This is a genomic window from Streptomyces sp. NBC_01497 (genome assembly GCF_036250695.1).
Lineage (GTDB): Bacteria > Actinomycetota > Actinomycetes > Streptomycetales > Streptomycetaceae > Streptomyces.
This window is the reverse complement of the sequence record NZ_CP109427.1, coordinates 4,346,607-4,361,875: the sequence shown is the minus strand read 5'-3', so window position 1 is coordinate 4,361,875 and position 15,269 is coordinate 4,346,607. Positions and strand designations below refer to the sequence as shown.

Sequence of the window (15,269 nt, the reverse complement as noted above, 5' to 3'; positions counted from 1 at the left end):
TCGCGCACGCACGCCCCGCTCAGCTGCGGGGACGCGGGCTCACTGACCGCCGACGGGGCCCACGTAGGTGGCCGGGTGGGTGGCGCCGTCCTGGCGCAGGACCGGCTGGAAGTCCCACACCATCCGGGTGGAGTGGGTCTCGTTCGGCGGCGTGATGACGAGGGTCGTGACGTCCACCTGCTCGCCGGAGCCCTTGGTGAAGGGCATGTACGTGATGGTGAAGCTGGTGCTCCCACCGGGCTTGACGGTCACCCGGTGCGGGGCGACGGACGTCTGCCGGCTCAGCGGCCAGCTGACACTGCTGCTGACCAGGTTGACCCCGGGGTACCCCGTCATGCTGCAGGACGCCGAGCCCTTGTTGGTCATCTTGATGATGACGCCGCCCGGGGAGCCCACCGACTGCGCGCCGCTGCCGGGCCCGTAGGAGAAGGAGAGGTCGGCGGTGCGGCAGGCAGCCGTGCCGGACCCGGCGGCCGCCTGCGGCGCCGAGCCGCCCGTGGAGGAGCCGGCCGCCTTCTTGCCGGAGGACGCGTTCGTGCCGGACGCGTTCGAGGACGAGCCGGAGTCCGAGCTGGAGCCGGACGCGGAGGAGCCGGTGGACGCCGCGTCCGAGGGGCTGTCCGTGCTTCCGGCCGCGCCGCCGGTCGCGTCCGTGGACGCCGAGGCACTCGTGGAGCCGCCGGCGGACGCGCCGTCCGTGCTGGACGAGCCGCCGCACGCGGTGAGCATCAGTCCGCCGGCCAGGGTCGCGACGACGAGCGGGAGCGTGGCGGGGCGCAGCTTCATGGGGTGCCTCACTTCAGTGGGCCGTGCCCCTTGAGGGCTGCGGCGTGCGGGACGAACCGATGCGGAGGCACCGACCGCGGCCCCCTCGATGAGGATCATTGCCCACCGATCAGCGTTTCCGTCCGTCGTACGCCTACGACGCCGCTGTCGACGGCCTGTGACATGGCAACATGTGAACGCCGGAGGCGTCACAGGGGCCGCGTCCCCGTTCGCCGACGGGACAGCGGGGCGCCGGGGCGGCACCGGAGCGACACCGCCGGTGCCTGCCCGGGCCCGTGCCGCTCAGGCCATCCCGGCCCGTGCGGCCGCGTCCGCCTTCGGCACGACCACCAGGAACGCGTCCGCCGCCAGGTCCATCACCACCGTCGCCGGGGTGCCCTCGCTGCGCCGGTGGGCCGCGAACTCCTCGGCCGGCCAGGCGCCGCGCGGCGCTCCGGCGGGAAAACGGGCCAGGATCTTCTTCGCCATCAGAGGCTCCCCTCACGGTCCATGCTGTGCGATGGCGCATGCCCGCTTTCCGTGGCGGCACGCCCCCGGGTGTGGTGGAAGAGGAGGTTCAGCACGAACGCCGTCAGCGTCGCGCTCGTGATCGCGCTGCCGCCGATCACCTGGATCCAGGCCGGAAACGCGTGGTAGATCGTGGGCGCCACGACCGGCAGCATCCCCACGCCGATCGAGACGGCGACGATGAGCAGATTGTTCGTACCGTCGAACTCGACCCTGCGCAGGGTCCTGATGCCGACCGTCGTCACGGTCGCGAACATCACGAGACCCGCGGCGCCGACGACAGGGCCCGGCAGGGAGGCGACGGTCTCGCCGAGTTTCGGTATCAGCCCGAGCAGCACGAGCAGGCCGCCCGCGACCGCCGCCACGTAGCGGCTGCGGACCTTGCTCATCTCGACCAGGCCGACGTTCTGCGCGAAGACGGTGTCGAGGAAGGCGTTCATCACCCCGCCGAGCACGCCGGAGACGCCGTCCGCCGCGAGGCCGCGCGCCAGGTCGTCCCGGGTGGGGCGGCGGCCCGTCATCTCGCCGACCGCGAGCATGTCGGCCGTCGACTCCGTGAACGTCACGAGCATCACCACGCACATCGAGGTGACGGCCGCCACCGGGAACGTCGGTGTTCCGAAGTGGAACGGCGAGCTGACACCGACCCAGTGGGCGGCGCCCGCCGCGGAGAAGTCGGTCAGGCCCATCGGGACGGCGACGGCGGTGCCCGCGACCAGACCCACCAACACCCCCACCTGCGACAGGAATCCACGGGTGAACCGGCCGAACATGACGATCAGCAGCACGATCCCGCCGGCCAGCGCCAGGTGGGAGGGAGCCGCGTAGTCCTTCGCCGCGGGGTCGTCGCCCGCGATCAGCCCCGCCGCCACGCCGATCAGCGACAGACCGATGACGGTGATGACCGTGCCGCTGACCAGCGGCGGGAAGAACCGTACGGCCCGGGCGAACGGCACCGCCACCAGCAGGCCGAAGACGCCCGCCGCGATCATCGAGCCGTACACGGCCCGCATGCCGTACTGACCCGCGATCAGGACCATCGGCGTCACGGCCGTGAACGTCGCGCCAGCCACCACCGGCAGCCGCACCCCCAGCAGTTTCCCGAGGCCCAGCGACTGCAGCAGCGTGATCACTCCGGCCACCAGCAGGTCCGCGTTGACCAGCAGTCCCACTGTCGAGGTGTCGAGCTTCGCCGCCTCGCCGAAGACCAGCGGCACGGTGACGCAGCCGGTGTACATCACCAGCACGTGCTGGAGCCCGAGCAGGCCGAGGCGGCCCGCCGGCGGCCGCGTGTCGACCGTGTCCACCACCGCCTCGGCCGTGGGCGGTTCGGGTGCCGTCGGGTCGGGTGCCGTCGGGTCGGGTGGCACATCGGCCTCCGTCAGGTCGGGGGTACGGGAGGGGGTGAGCGCGGACGGCACCGGGCGGGGGACGGGCAGGGGGTCGGTGATGTGTGCGAGTGCCGTACGGGCGTGGTACGCGTACTCGTACGGCACCCGCGCCGCCTGGCACAAGGGGTGCGCTTCAACTTTCCGTTGAAGGTGTTTCGGCACCGTTTCCCCCCGCGTTCCTGCCGGTTGCGGCCGCGCGGCGCGCAACCGGCCGCCGGCCCGTTGCCCCTGGGTCTCAGTGCCCGCGCGCCGCGGTGGCGGTGGCCGGAGCGACGCGGGACGCGCTGCGGACGACGGACACCCCGAGGGCGAGCAGCCAGTAGCTGAGGAGAGCGCCCATCAGGGCCGTGGTTCCCCAGCCGTTGGCCGCGTAGAAGTGGGCGGGGTCGTTCCCGAAGAACAGCGATGGCATGAACGCCACGTTGATCGCCGCGAGGGCGTACGCCGAGAAGCACGTCCAGGGCGGGAGCAGGCGCGTACGGGAGATCGCGAAGCCCACGGACGCCAGGAAGATCCCCAGCATCATGCGGGAGATCGTGCCGTAGAGGATGTACGTGCCGTTGACGGTGATCGTCGGGTCGACGGGATGGTCGGCCGCGATGACGGCGCCCGCCTCCAGACCGCTGGAGACCAGGGTGATCGTCGCGTAGACCAGACCGGAGGCGAAGGCCAGCGTGCCGGCCCACTCGTACTGCGGGCTCACCCGCTTGACCAGTTCACGAAAGGCCGTCACGAAGATGACGAGGACCCCGAGCGCCAGGATCCCGATCAGCAGCCGCGCCAGGACGTTGGAGGCGGGCGGCGGCCCCGAGTAGAGGAAGTAGAGCGGCACTTCGACGATCAGGGCGGCTGCCGCGGAGATGCCGGCGATGCCGGTCAGCCGCCTGGCGATGGTCTCGTTCATGGATGTCCCCCGGTGTGATGGCGTGTGTGGCGCGTCATGTCGTGGCGCTGTGCGGTTCGGCGCGGGGCGGGCGTGGCTCCGCGTACGCGCGGTCCGGCGCGGGCGCGTTGCTCCGCGTACGCGCTGTCCGGCTGACGTCGGGCGGTTCCGTGCGCCTGCCGGTGCGTTGGGATCCGGTGCGGTGCGGTCCGGTGCGGTGTGATCCGGTGCGGTGTGATCCGGCGCGGTGCGGTCCGGCGTGCCGGTGTCCCCGGCGTCCGTGCCGTGCCGTGCCGACAAGAGAAATCCTGCCCGTCGCGCGCCGTCGCGTCGCTGGGCCTGAGGACCGGATCGGTGGTGGCCCTACCGACACCCCGCGTGGCGCGGACCACGCGAATCGACGGGGCGGCCCTGGGTATGCGAGCCAGGCCCATCGGCGCCACGCGGTCAGCCCCGCTCGTCCTCCCGACGGCGGGGATGCCGACGGTAATAATGGGCGAAATCGGATGCCTACGGACAGGATGAGATGAATATCGGCCGCCCCCGTCGATCGAAGAGTCTCCGACAGGGCCGCGTGACGAAGGGCTCGGGACGCTCCACCAACGAACGGCTGCTCCGTTCCCTGCTGCGGAGGCGCAAGCAGCCGCTGAGTCCGTCCGACGTCACGGTGACGAACAAGGCCGAGGTCCACCGGGCGGTGTCGGCGGCCGCGCTCGGCAACATGATGGAGTGGTTCGACTTCGGGGTGTACGCCTACCTGGCGACCACACTCGGGAAGGTGTTCTTCCCGTCCAGCTCGCCGGGCACCCAGGTGGTCTCCACCTTCGCGACGTTCGCCGCCGCGTTCTTCGTACGGCCGCTCGGCGGTCTGGTCTTCGGGCCGCTCGGCGACCGGATCGGCCGCAAGCGCGTGCTCGCCATCACGATGATCCTCATGGCGATCAGCACGTTCGCCGTGGGCTTCCTGCCCGGCTACTCGGCCATCGGGTTCGGGGCGCCGATCCTGCTGCTGATCTGCCGTCTGGTGCAGGGATTCTCGACCGGCGGCGAATACGCGGGCGCCACCACCTACATCGCCGAGTACGCCCCCGACAAGCGGCGCGGCTTCCTCGGCAGCTGGCTCGACTTCGGCACGTTCATCGGCTACGCCTTCGGCTCCGGGATCGTCACCCTGCTCACCGCCCTGCTCGGCAGCAAGGGCATGGTCGACTGGGGCTGGCGGGTGCCGTTCTTCGTCGCGGGGCCGCTCGGCCTCGTCGGCCTCTACATGCGCCTGCGGCTGGAGGAGACCCCGGCGTTCCTGCGCGAGCAGGAGGCCGCCGCCGCGGAGAACCGCGACGGCGAGGGCGGCGCGGCCGAGGCGGCGCGCGCCGACGACGAGCTGGCGAGCGGTGCGCGGCAGTCGGGCAAGGGGCGGCTCAAGGAGATCTTCACGAAGCACTGGGAGGCCGTGCTGATCTGCATGGGCCTCGTCCTGCTCTACAACGTGACCAACTACATGGTGACGTCGTACCTGCCCACCTTCATGACGGAGACGCTCGGCCAGGACGACGTCACCGCGCAGCTGCTGATCCTCGGCACGATGATCGTGGTGGCGCTGACCATCACCACCGTGGGGCGCTCCTCCGACCGGTGGGGACGGCGCCCGATGTTCCTGGGGGGCAGCATCGCGATGATCGTGCTGGCCATTCCCGCGATTCTGCTGATCCGGCAGGGCGGGATCCTGCTGCCCGCGTTCGGCTGCCTGATCCTCGGGCTGCTGCTGGTGTGTTTCGCGGGCACGTCCGCCGCCACGCTCCCGGCGCTGTTCCCGACGCGTATCCGCTACGGCGCGCTGTCGATCGCGTTCAACGTCTCCGTGTCCCTCTTCGGCGGTACGACACCGCTGATCGCGTCGGCGCTGGTGGACGAGACGCACGACAAGATGATCCCCGCGTACTACCTCATGATCGCCGGGCTGATCGGCCTGATCTCGACGTTCTTCCTCCACGAGACGGCCGGCAAGCCGCTGCGCGGCTCCGGGCCGATGGTGGAGACGGAGGAGCAGGCCCGCAGCCTCGTGGCCCGGAGCAGGACGGAGGCGGGCCGTCAGGCACGGGACGTGTGGGTGCGGGTACGGCATCCCGGCAGGCACCACACGGACGAGGACGACGAGGACTGAGGGACCGCCGCGACGGCGGGCGCGACGGCGCCCGTGCCGCGCGCGGGTGCGCGCGGCACGGGCGCCGCTCTTTTCCGTGTACCGCCACCGTCGCGGCCGGGCCGCCGGTCGTCAGGCCATCGGCCGTCAGGCCGTCAGTGCCTTCTGGCGAGTGCCGGGACGAACTTCGCGGCGTCGATGCTGCCGACGCCCGTCGCCATGTCGTACCCGCGCACGGCGTCGTAACCGGTCACGCCCTGGTACGAGTTGCTCGTGCCGTCCTTCACGTCCGTGATGCCCGTGAACGGGTTCCACAGGGACTGCGCCGACAGGCTGTACAGCGCCTGGTGGATGTCACCGAGGCGGTGGCCCGCCCGCTGGTCGGCGAGCGCGACGATGCCCGAGAAGAGGGGGCTCGCCTCACTCGTACCGCCGGAGACGCCCCAGCCGGTCTCGGCCGGGTCGTAGCTCGTGTACGTCCAGGCGCCGCCGTCCACGGCCGCCGCCATCGAGACGTCCGGCGTACCGCGCCGCGCGCCGACGACGCGACTCACGGTGTTCTGGTACGCGGGCCGGGCGAAGACGTGCGACTGGCCGCCGCCGCCCGCGCCGTAGTCGTTGTAGACGCTGTCCGGCGCGGTCCGCTTGCCCTGCTCGTCCAGGTGCAGCTGGGTGCCGCCGATCGACGTCACGAGCGGGTCGCTCGACGGCCAGGAGTTGACCTGCGTGTCGTAGTAGCCGACGCCGTCCTCGGTCGAGTCGGTGGCGCCGCCGTCACCGGACGAGGCGAGCACGGTGACGTTGTGCTTCGCGGCGTCCTTGAACGCGTACCGCAGGTTCTGGATGCTGGAGAAGTCCCCTGTGGCGAAGCCGGGGAAGGTGTTCTCCGTCGCGCCGAAGCTCTGCGTGATGACGTCGCCGACGCCCTGGTCGATCAGGCTCTTCTCGGCGTCCATCATCTCGGGCAGGCCGGTGACGCCCTCGGTCTCCGCCACGCCCGTCTCGACGAGGACGAGGTGTGCGTCGGGGGCGACGGCGTGCGCCATCTGGACGTCGAGGCTGGTTTCGCCGGCCCATCCGGTCTGGGTCGCGTCGGTGGGGTCGAACGTCGGTACGTGGCCCCACTTCACGACGGAGACGTGGGTGCTCTTGATGCCGAACTGCTTGCTGTACACGTCAAGGTCGTGCTGCACGGTCGGCGAACCGTAGGAGTCCACGATGACGATCGTGCGGCCCTTGCCGGTGATCCCCTGGCGGTAGAGGGCGTTGAGGTCGTACGCCTGCCGGTACTGCGTGGGCGTGTAGCACGCGATGCCGAACTGGGCCTCGCACTGCGCGGTGGTCAGGGGGCCGCTCGCGCCGCGGATGGCCTGCGCGCCCGCCACTGCGGGCACGGGCTGGGGCAGTGCGGCGCTCACCGGGGCGGCGTTCGCCGTCACGCTGCCGGTCCGCGCGGGGCCGACCTGCGCACCGGGCGCGGTGGCGAGCGCGCAGGCCGTGAGGGCGGTGACGCCCACGGCCAGGGCCACGGCTCTCTTCCGGGGCTGAGCCGGGAGAACTCTGTGCATGGAGGTGCTCCTTGCATCGAGTGGATCATGCCGACCGATCAGGCGATCGGTATGACGATCAGATCGTCAGGTCACCGCTGGAACAAGGAGCCCGGCGCTTCGGAGGTGCCTGTTTACTCCGCTCAGCCGAATAATTTGCCTGTGCATGACACCTTCATGACGGGGACATGACGCCGACGGGCTACCGCGCGAGGGCGTACCCGCGCTCGAAGCCGGACCGTACGCGGGCGACGGCCCGGCCCGGCGCCGGAGTTCGGCGCACCGGGGCGCGTTTGGTGACGAGCGCGTGACGCCTCCCCGGGCAGGTGGGCGGTGGCGCTGGACGGGCCCCGCGCGGCCCGTCCGGCGCGATGACGGGCCCGTCCGCACCCGTCGTCGTCGCCACGGGGTGCGGACAGGGCCGTCGGCGAAGGTCTGGAGAGTCCTTACGGAAGGTCACGAATGCGTTAAGTCAGATAAAAATTAGATAAATGCTGATTGAGGTGATGCGAGCAGGAGACTCGGATGCGGTCATAAGCCACATCAAAGGAGGTGGCCGAGATGGCGGCACACACGTCACCCGGCACGACATCCAGTACGTCGGACAGCATTGACCAGCACCCGGACATCATGGCTCTGCGCCGGGACCACTCGGAACGGGCCGCCTCCACGCCGATGGCACAGGCGGTGGAAGGGCTCGCGATACTGGCCGGTCTGTACCTCGCGGGGTCCGCGTGGATCATCGGCTTCACCGCGTTCACCCCCCTGGCCATCACCAACCTGATCGCCGGTCTCGCGTTCACCCTGCTCGCCATGGGATACAACAACCACGCCTACGAGCGCATGCACGGCATGAGCTGGGCCGCACTCGGGATCGGCGTGTGGGCGATCATCGCCCCCTGGGTGATCACCGGTAGTTTCAACACGACCCATACGATCTGGAGCAACTGCGTCATCGGCGGCGTGATGGTGTGCCTCGCGCTGGCGACCGCGGTGCTCGGTGCCGGACGCTCGCGTGCCCGGGGCCGCTCCGCCCGGGGCCGCTCCGCCCGGGAGCAGTCACCGCAGGTCTGACGCCCGGCGGGTAGCGAAAGGACCGGCGGCACGCTCACTCGCGTGCCGCCGGTCCTCGCTGTCACGGGCCCGGGCGTCGTCCCCAGGCGGAGATCATCGGGGCGGTCGCCAGGTCGAGGCCGCCGGCCGTGACGTTCGCGAGGTGCTGGTCGATCTCCTGGTCGGTGGCGAGTCCCGCGTCCACGAGACGGGTGCGGATCTGACGCACGGTGGCGGCCTCCAGGACGGTGCAGGCCGGCGAGGTGATTGGGAAGTAGGCGTCCGCCCGTACGTCGTGCAGACCGGCTTCGCGCAGCAGTCTCGGCAGCGTACGTCCGTAGGCCAGATCGGCACCGCGCGCGGCCATCAGGTCACGGAAGCCGGACCGCAGGCGGTTGGCGAGCCGCTGCTCGGGACCGGACTCGTCCGGGCACAGCAGAGGCTGCAGCCCGGGGTCGGCGTCCTCGATCAGCAGCCGCCCGCCGGGACGCAGCGCCCCCACCATCCGGCGCAGCGCCTCCGCCCGGTCGGTCACGTGGACGAGGACCAGGCGGGCGTGCACCAGGTCGAATCCGCCGGGCGGCGGCGGGTCCGCCGCCACGTCGTGGCGCAGCACCTCGATCGTCGCGCCGGTGCCCGCGCCCGGCGCGGGCCCGGTCCACGACGTGTCGATGTCCGTGGCCACCACGGCACCGCCGGGTCCCACCCGAGCGGCCAGCCCCACAGGGACGCTGGGGCCCCCTGCGCCGATCTCCCAGCACCGCATCCCGGCGGTGACGCCCAACGCGTCGACGTGCCGGAAGGTCACCGGGTCGAACAGCTCGGCCAGCGCGTCGAAGCGGATCCCGGCCTCCGCCTGCTGGTTGTCGAGCAGGTATCCGTCGTCCGCGTCGTGGTCGGCCATGGCCCGAGTATCGCCGATCACCGCGGGGTCCCAGGGCGGCGGGCGCCGCCCGGCAGGGGCCCGTCGCTCGCACCGCCTCCCCTCGCCGCGCGCCGCCCTCACGGCACCCGTCACCGCTCGTCGAGGCTCGCCCGCTCCAGGTCGAGCGTGTGCTGGATGCGGCGCATCGTCGCGCCGCCGACCCGGCCGTCCTCGTACATCCGGTGCAGCTCGGCGGTCTCCGCCGCCGTCAGCGCCCGGCGCAGGGCCCGCACGTCGTCCTCGTGTGCGTCGCGGGCGCCGGAGCCCCCGGCCGCGTCGTCCGCCGCCGCCGCGGCCCGCTCGTACCGGGCCCGCAGGCCGCTTCGCACCTGGTCGGCGGCGGCCCTCGGCGCGGCGTCGACCTCCACCATCTGGTCGAGTTCCGCGAGGGCGGCAGCGGTCAGGGTGCGCCGGATGCGGGCCTCCTCACGCGCGGTGTGCCCGGGGTCGAGCGCCACCCCCGAACGGCGCACCACGGGGGACAGGGTGAAGCCCTGGACGACGAGCGTCACGACGACCACCCCGGTGGTCAGCACCAGGACCAGCGGCCGGTACGGCAGCGGCAGCCCCGCATGCGTGGTGAGGGGGATGGACAAGGCGGCGGCCAGCGGCATCACGCCCCGCGTCCCGGCCCAGGACAGCACCGCGGGCACCCGCCACGACATCCGCCCCGCCTGCCCGGCCGGGGCGCGCCCGCGCCGCCGGTACTGCGTCAGCGCGGACAGCGGGAAGATCCACAGCAGCCGCACCGCGAGCACCGTGCCGGCGCACCCCAGCACCCACAGCGGCCAGCTTCCTTCCGATGCCGCCAACTCCTTGACCATGAGCGGGAGTTGCAGGCCGATGATGGCGAAGACGACACTCTCCAGCAGAAAGACCACCGTGCCGTAGACGGCGTGCAGCTGGATCCTGACGCGGGGCCCCGTCAGCCGGTGGCCGGTGCTGCCCAGCACGACGGCCGCCACCACCACCGCCGTCACCCCCGACGTGTGCAGATCCTCCGCGACGACATACGCGGCGTACGGCGTGACGAGCGCGATCACCGTCTCCAGCGTCACGTCCCGGGTACGGCGGCGGATCAGGGTCACCAGGGCGCCGACGGCCCCGCCGATCACCGCGCCGCCGCCGCCCAGCAGCAGGAACTCGCCGACGGCGCCCGGCACGGACACCGCGCTCGCCGCGACCGCGCCGGCGACCGCGACCTTGAAGAGCACCAGGCTCGTCGCGTCGTTGAACAGGCTCTCCCCCTGCACGATCACCTGCATGCGCGGCGGCAGCGACAGCCTGCGGCCCAGCGCGGTGACCGCCACCGGGTCGGTGCTCGCGAGCACCGCGCCCAGGACGAACGCCATGGCGGGCGGGAGCGGGGTGACCACGGACGCCACCAGCGCTACCGCGGCGGCGGACGCGAGGACGAGACCGAGGGCGAGGACCGTCACCGGCCGCCAGACCGGGCGCAGTTCACGTGCGGAGAGTTCCTCGGCCGAGGCGTACAGCAGCGGAGGCAGCACGACCACGGCGATCACGTCCGGGGCCACCCGCACGTCTGGCACCCAGGGCAGCAGCCCCGCGAGGAGGCCCGCCAGCACCAGCAGGGACGGGGCGGGCACCCGCCAGTGCCGGGCGCCGGTCGCCACGGCGGTGGCGAGGACCACGAGGAGGAGGACGACGGTCAGGCTGGCCATGGGAAGTCCCTGTTCGGTGGGGCGGCGGGCGGCTGGCGGAACAGATGACTGTCCCCTCGCCGACCAGGCTTCCCGGCACACCGCGACCCACTTTAACGAAAGCCCCACGCCGTACCCCGGCGCGGACCCGCCCGAAGCCCGGCCGCCTTTCCCGGTACGGACCCGCACCAACCGCCGCCGCCGCCGCACCCGGGGCGTACCCGGCCCGAACCCGCACCGCGCCGTCCCCGCCGGCCGCCGCGGGGACGATCGTCCCCGCGGGCAGGGTCACGCCGGGCACGCCGTCCGCCACGCGCGCGAGGGATGTGATAGTTCGGTCCCTGGGCCGGGGCGGGCACGCGCGGCGCGGGGGCGGCACCATGGACGACACGGGACGACCCGCACCGGGGCGCAGGACCGGGCATCCGGCACGCGGTACGACAGAGGCGACCGCACCGCAGGCGGCGCGGGGAACAGTGCGGGAAACCGCGCGGAACAGCACAGGAAGGGGCGTGACGGCCATGCGCGCCGTGGTGTTCGGGGAGTTCGGCACGATGCCCGCCGTCCAGGAGGTGCCCGACCCGGTCCCGGCGCCGGACGGGGTCGTCGTGCGCGTGGAGGCCACCGGCCTGTGCCGTAGCGACTGGCACGGCTGGATGGGCCACGACGACGGGATCACGCTGCCGCACGTGCCGGGACACGAACTGGCGGGCCGCGTCGAGACGGTGGGCGCGTCGGTCCTCACCTGGCGCCCCGGCGACCGGGTCACGGTGCCGTTCGTGTGCGCGTGCGGCCGGTGCGACGCGTGCGCGGCAGGGGAGCAGCAGGTGTGCGAGGCGCAGGAGCAGCCCGGTTTCACGCACTGGGGGTCGTTCGCCGAGCTGGTGCCGCTGCGCCACGCGGACACGAACCTCGTCGCCGTACCGGACTCGATGTCGTTCCTGACGGCCGCCTCGCTGGGCTGCCGGTTCGCGACCGCGTACCGGGCGGTCGCCGAGCGGGGGCGGGTCAGGCCAGGCGAGTGGCTCGCGGTGCACGGCTGCGGTGGTGTGGGCCTGTCGGCGGTGATGATCGCGGCGGCGGCGGGAGCACGTGTCGTGGCGGTCGACGTGGCGGCCCGCGCACTGGAGTTGGCGCGGGAGTTCGGCGCGGCGGCGACCGTCGACGCGACGGCGGTCCCGGACACGGCGGCGGCGGTGCGGGACGCCACGAACGGTGGTGCGGACGTCTCCGTCGACGCGCTCGGCTCGGCCGCCACCTGCGCCGCGTCCGTGCTGTCCCTGCGGCGGCGCGGCCGGCACGTACAGGTCGGGCTGCTGCCGGGCGGCGGTACGCCGGTGCCGATGGACCGTGTCGTGTCGTACGAGATCGACGTGCTGGGTTCGCACGGCATGGCGGCGCACGCCTATCCGCGGCTGATGCGGCAGGTGGCGGCGGGCAATCTGCGGCCGGACCTGCTGGTCACCTCGGTGATCGGGCTCGACGCTGCGCCCGCGGCGCTGGCCGCGATGGGGGAGCGGCCGGCGGCGGTCACGGCGGGCATGACGGTGATCACCCCACAGGTGTGAGCCTGCGCCGCGAGCTCCGGTGCGGACCCCGCGCGCCGTAGCGGAGCCGCGGTACGGGCCCCGCGCGCCGCGCCGCGAGCTCCGGTACGGGCCCCGCGCGCCGCGCCGCGAGCTCCGGTACGGGCCCCGCGCGCTGTCCCGGGGAGCGGCACCCGCCACAGGGTCGTCACACGGGAAACACACGCCCCGTACGGCAACCGGACTACCCAATCTGAGTTTTGAGTTAATCGCTCGGGGCCGTCGTGTGGGATCGGCCTTTCCGGGCACGGGCACCATGTGGACCCGACCCTTGGAACCGAGACGACAGCGGCGGCCGGTACGAGCGGTGCGGCCGAGGCGGCGACCTCCGGGAACCGGTGCCCGGGGAACTCTCCCGCACGCATGCCCGGGGAGGCCCCGGCGGGCGGACCCGGCGGGCGCCCCCGGCGACGCACGGCGGGCGGCCGCGCACCCGTCGCCCGAGCCGCCGTGCCGGTGACACCCGTGGCCGCCCCCGCGAGCCCCACGGCGTCCACGACCACGGCCGACGCGGCGTCCACGACCACGGCCGACGCGACCGACGAGAGACCAACAGGCGGTTCGCGCGACGGCATGCCCGTCCAGCCGAAGCTGCCGTCCGCGCCGGGCGGCGGGCGGGGCTTCCCGTCCGCGATCCGCAGCACCGGCCGGGTGCGGGGCGTCGACGGGCTGCGGACCCTCGCGGTCGGGCTGGTGATGGTCTACCACCTGGTGCCCGGCCTGCTGCCCGGCGGTTCGATCGGCGTGGACATCTTCTTCACCATCAGCGGCTTCGTCATCACCCGCCTGCTCGTCGCGGAGTACGCCCGCACCGGCGACATCTCCATGGGCGCGTTCTACTGGCGGCGCTGGCTGCGGCTGGTGCCCGCGCTGATGACGGTGTGCGCGCTGTGCGCGGTGCTCGCCGGGATGACCAGCCTGCCCGGATTCGGCGGGGCCTGGACGTCGGTGGCGCTGTCGGCGACGTTCCTGGTCAACATCGTCCGTGCGGCCCAGCCCGGCCCGTACTCGGACGGCACCTCGCTGCTCGCGCAGAACTGGTCGCTCGGCGTCGAGGAGCAGTTCTACCTGCTGTGGCCGCCACTACTGCGGGCCCTGCTGCACCGGGTGCGTCCCCGTACCGTGCTGATCTGGGCCGCGGTGCTGTGCGCCCTGCCCGTCGCCTGGCGGTGGCTGCTGTGGGACCCCACCCAGGCGCACCGCATCTACAACGGCACCGACACCCGCGCCGACCAGCTGCTCGCCGGGGCGCTCCTCGCGATCGCCGTCGCCCGGCTGCGCCACGACGATCCGCGGCTGGCGGCGCTGCGGCGCTGGTCGGGGCGGCTCGCGTGGCCCGCGCTCGGCGTGCTGGGGCTGATCGTCTGGCAGATCCCCGTGACGGGCGCGACCGCCTGGACGGAGAGCTGGTACACGGTCGGTTTCCTGGTGACGGCGCTGCTCTCGGCGACGATCGTCGCCGCCCTCGAACTGCGCCCCCGCTCGGCGCTGTCCTGGGTGCTCTCGCTCGCCCCGGTCGCCTGGGTGGGCCGCAACCTCAGCTACGGGCTCTACCTGTGGCACTACCCGCTGGGCCGGCTCCTGGCCGACCTGGGCGTGGAGCGCGGGCACCTGGTGGCGACGCTGGCCGCGTCGTTCGCCGCGGCGACCGCCTCGTACTACCTGATAGAGCAGCCCCTCAACCGGCGCTGGCGGCGGCGCGGGCCGGGCGCCGGACGGCGGGGCGGTACGGGCGGGGGCGGCGCGAGGGGCGAGGCGCTGCCCGTCCCCGTGGCTGCCGCCGAGCAGCGACTGGCAAGGGCGTCGTGAGGGCACTGGCCCTGGGGCCGGACGGGGGCGCCGTGGACCGCGGGCGGCGCTCAGCCGCGCAGCAGGTCCTTGCGGAAGTCGGAGAGCAGCTGCCGGGTCCTGGTCGCGGACTCGGCGATGGCGACCATGCGGTCCATGGCCTCCATGTGCTCGGAGACCTCGTTCTCCTCGTCCAGGTAGAGCGCGCCGGTCAGGTACTCGATGTAGACCATGTCCGGGATCTCGGGGACGTCGAACCGGAACAGCACGAAGGGGCTGTACGTGCCGGGGTGGTGGCCGGCCGCGAGCGCCGCTATCTGCAGCGTCACGTTGGGCAGCTCGGTCATCTCCAGCAGCCGCTCGACCTGCTCGCCCATGAGTTCGTCGCCGCCGACGGGCCGGCGCAGGACCGTCTCGTCGATCACGGCCCAGAAGTTCGGCGGCGCCTCGGAGCGGGTCAGGAAGGACTGGCGGCGCATCCGCAGCGCGACCTGGCGTTCGACGCGCTCGGGATCGGGCTGGCCGACAGCGGTGGAGATGAGGATCTCCCGGGTGTACGCCTCGGTCTGCAGGACGCCGGGCACGAAGTGCGGCTCGTACTCGCGGATGGTCTTGGCGGACTCCTCCAGGCTCACGTACCCGCCGAACCAGCCGGGCAGGACGTCGTGGAAGCGCTGCCACCAGCCGGGCTTGTTGGCTTCCTCGGTGAGCTCCGTGTACGAGGCGACGTCCTCGGGCGGGAGACCGTAGGCGGGCAGCAGGATCTGGAGGTACGGGATCTTCAGCGCGACCTCGGCGGACTCCATCCGGCGGATCGTCGCGACCGTCACGTGCAGGAGTTTCGCGGCTTCCTCGCGGGTGACACCGGCCCCCTCGCGCAGGGCACGCAGCTGCTTGCTGAGGACGAGCTGTCCGATCGTCGGCGCGGAACGCGGCTCACTCATACCCCCACCCCCTCCTGGCCCTCGGCGACTCGGGCAGTCTGGCACAGCTAGATCG

Annotated in this window: 12 protein-coding genes; 4 read left to right on the top strand and 8 right to left on the bottom strand. The window is 72.7% G+C overall.

Annotated elements, in window-relative coordinates; translation table 11 throughout:
- Positions 1-39: 39 nt before the first annotated feature.
- The 4 genes from OG310_RS18660 to OG310_RS18645 all read right to left on the bottom strand — a co-directional run bounded on the left by OG310_RS18660 (position 40) and on the right by OG310_RS18645 (position 3,588).
- Complete coding sequence (locus OG310_RS18660; RefSeq protein ID WP_329457012.1) at positions 40-786, bottom strand: DUF4232 domain-containing protein; 747 nt, start codon at positions 784-786, stop codon at positions 40-42.
- 282 nt (positions 787-1,068) lie between these two features.
- Positions 1,069-1,254, bottom strand: a complete 186-nt coding sequence (locus OG310_RS18655; RefSeq protein ID WP_329457011.1) for a hypothetical protein — start codon at positions 1,252-1,254, stop codon at positions 1,069-1,071.
- Positions 1,254-2,789 (bottom strand): nucleobase:cation symporter-2 family protein, encoded by a 1,536-nt coding sequence (locus tag OG310_RS18650; protein WP_329457010.1) that lies wholly within the window; start codon positions 2,787-2,789, stop codon positions 1,254-1,256. The genes OG310_RS18655 and OG310_RS18650 overlap by 1 nt, the downstream gene beginning before the upstream one ends.
- Before the next feature lie 130 nt (positions 2,790-2,919).
- A complete protein-coding gene (locus tag OG310_RS18645; RefSeq protein ID WP_329457009.1) occupies positions 2,920-3,588 on the bottom strand; it encodes a hypothetical protein in 669 nt (222 codons plus the stop codon).
- A 589-nt stretch (positions 3,589-4,177) separates the two neighbouring features.
- On the opposite strand from OG310_RS18645, the gene proP reads away from it, so the two are divergent.
- On the top strand, positions 4,178-5,728 hold the full coding sequence (gene proP / locus OG310_RS18640) for a glycine betaine/L-proline transporter ProP (protein WP_329460245.1): 1,551 nt from the start codon (positions 4,178-4,180) through the stop codon (positions 5,726-5,728).
- 134 nt (positions 5,729-5,862) lie between these two features.
- On the opposite strand, the gene OG310_RS18635 is transcribed toward proP, so the two are convergent.
- A complete protein-coding gene (locus OG310_RS18635) occupies positions 5,863-7,275 on the bottom strand; it encodes a S53 family peptidase (protein ID WP_329457008.1) in 1,413 nt (470 codons plus the stop codon).
- 540 nt (positions 7,276-7,815) lie between these two features.
- On the opposite strand from OG310_RS18635, the gene OG310_RS18630 reads away from it, so the two are divergent.
- Complete coding sequence (locus OG310_RS18630; protein WP_329457007.1) at positions 7,816-8,328, top strand: SPW repeat protein; 513 nt, start codon at positions 7,816-7,818, stop codon at positions 8,326-8,328.
- Between the two features lie 61 nt (positions 8,329-8,389).
- Here OG310_RS18630 and OG310_RS18625 read toward each other — a convergent pair whose 3' ends face one another.
- The gene (locus tag OG310_RS18625) at positions 8,390-9,211 is read right to left on the bottom strand and encodes a class I SAM-dependent methyltransferase (protein ID WP_329457006.1); all 822 of its coding nucleotides are present in this window, start codon (positions 9,209-9,211) and stop codon (positions 8,390-8,392) included.
- Between the two features lie 110 nt (positions 9,212-9,321).
- The gene (locus tag OG310_RS18620) at positions 9,322-10,917 is read right to left on the bottom strand and encodes a Na+/H+ antiporter (protein ID WP_329457005.1); all 1,596 of its coding nucleotides are present in this window, start codon (positions 10,915-10,917) and stop codon (positions 9,322-9,324) included.
- 500 nt (positions 10,918-11,417) lie between these two features.
- On the opposite strand from OG310_RS18620, the gene OG310_RS18615 reads away from it, so the two are divergent.
- Together OG310_RS18615 and OG310_RS18610 are read left to right on the top strand one after the other, a co-directional pair.
- Positions 11,418-12,464 carry a zinc-dependent alcohol dehydrogenase family protein gene (locus OG310_RS18615; protein WP_329460244.1) on the top strand — a complete coding sequence of 349 codons (1,047 nt, stop codon included), beginning with the start codon at positions 11,418-11,420 and terminating at the stop codon, positions 12,462-12,464.
- A gap of 483 nt (positions 12,465-12,947) precedes the next feature.
- On the top strand, positions 12,948-14,291 hold the full coding sequence (locus OG310_RS18610; RefSeq protein WP_329457004.1) for an acyltransferase family protein: 1,344 nt from the start codon (positions 12,948-12,950) through the stop codon (positions 14,289-14,291).
- A gap of 50 nt (positions 14,292-14,341) precedes the next feature.
- Here OG310_RS18610 and OG310_RS18605 read toward each other — a convergent pair whose 3' ends face one another.
- A complete protein-coding gene (locus tag OG310_RS18605) occupies positions 14,342-15,214 on the bottom strand; it encodes a helix-turn-helix domain-containing protein (RefSeq protein ID WP_329457003.1) in 873 nt (290 codons plus the stop codon).
- Between the last annotated feature and the right edge of the window lie 55 nt (positions 15,215-15,269).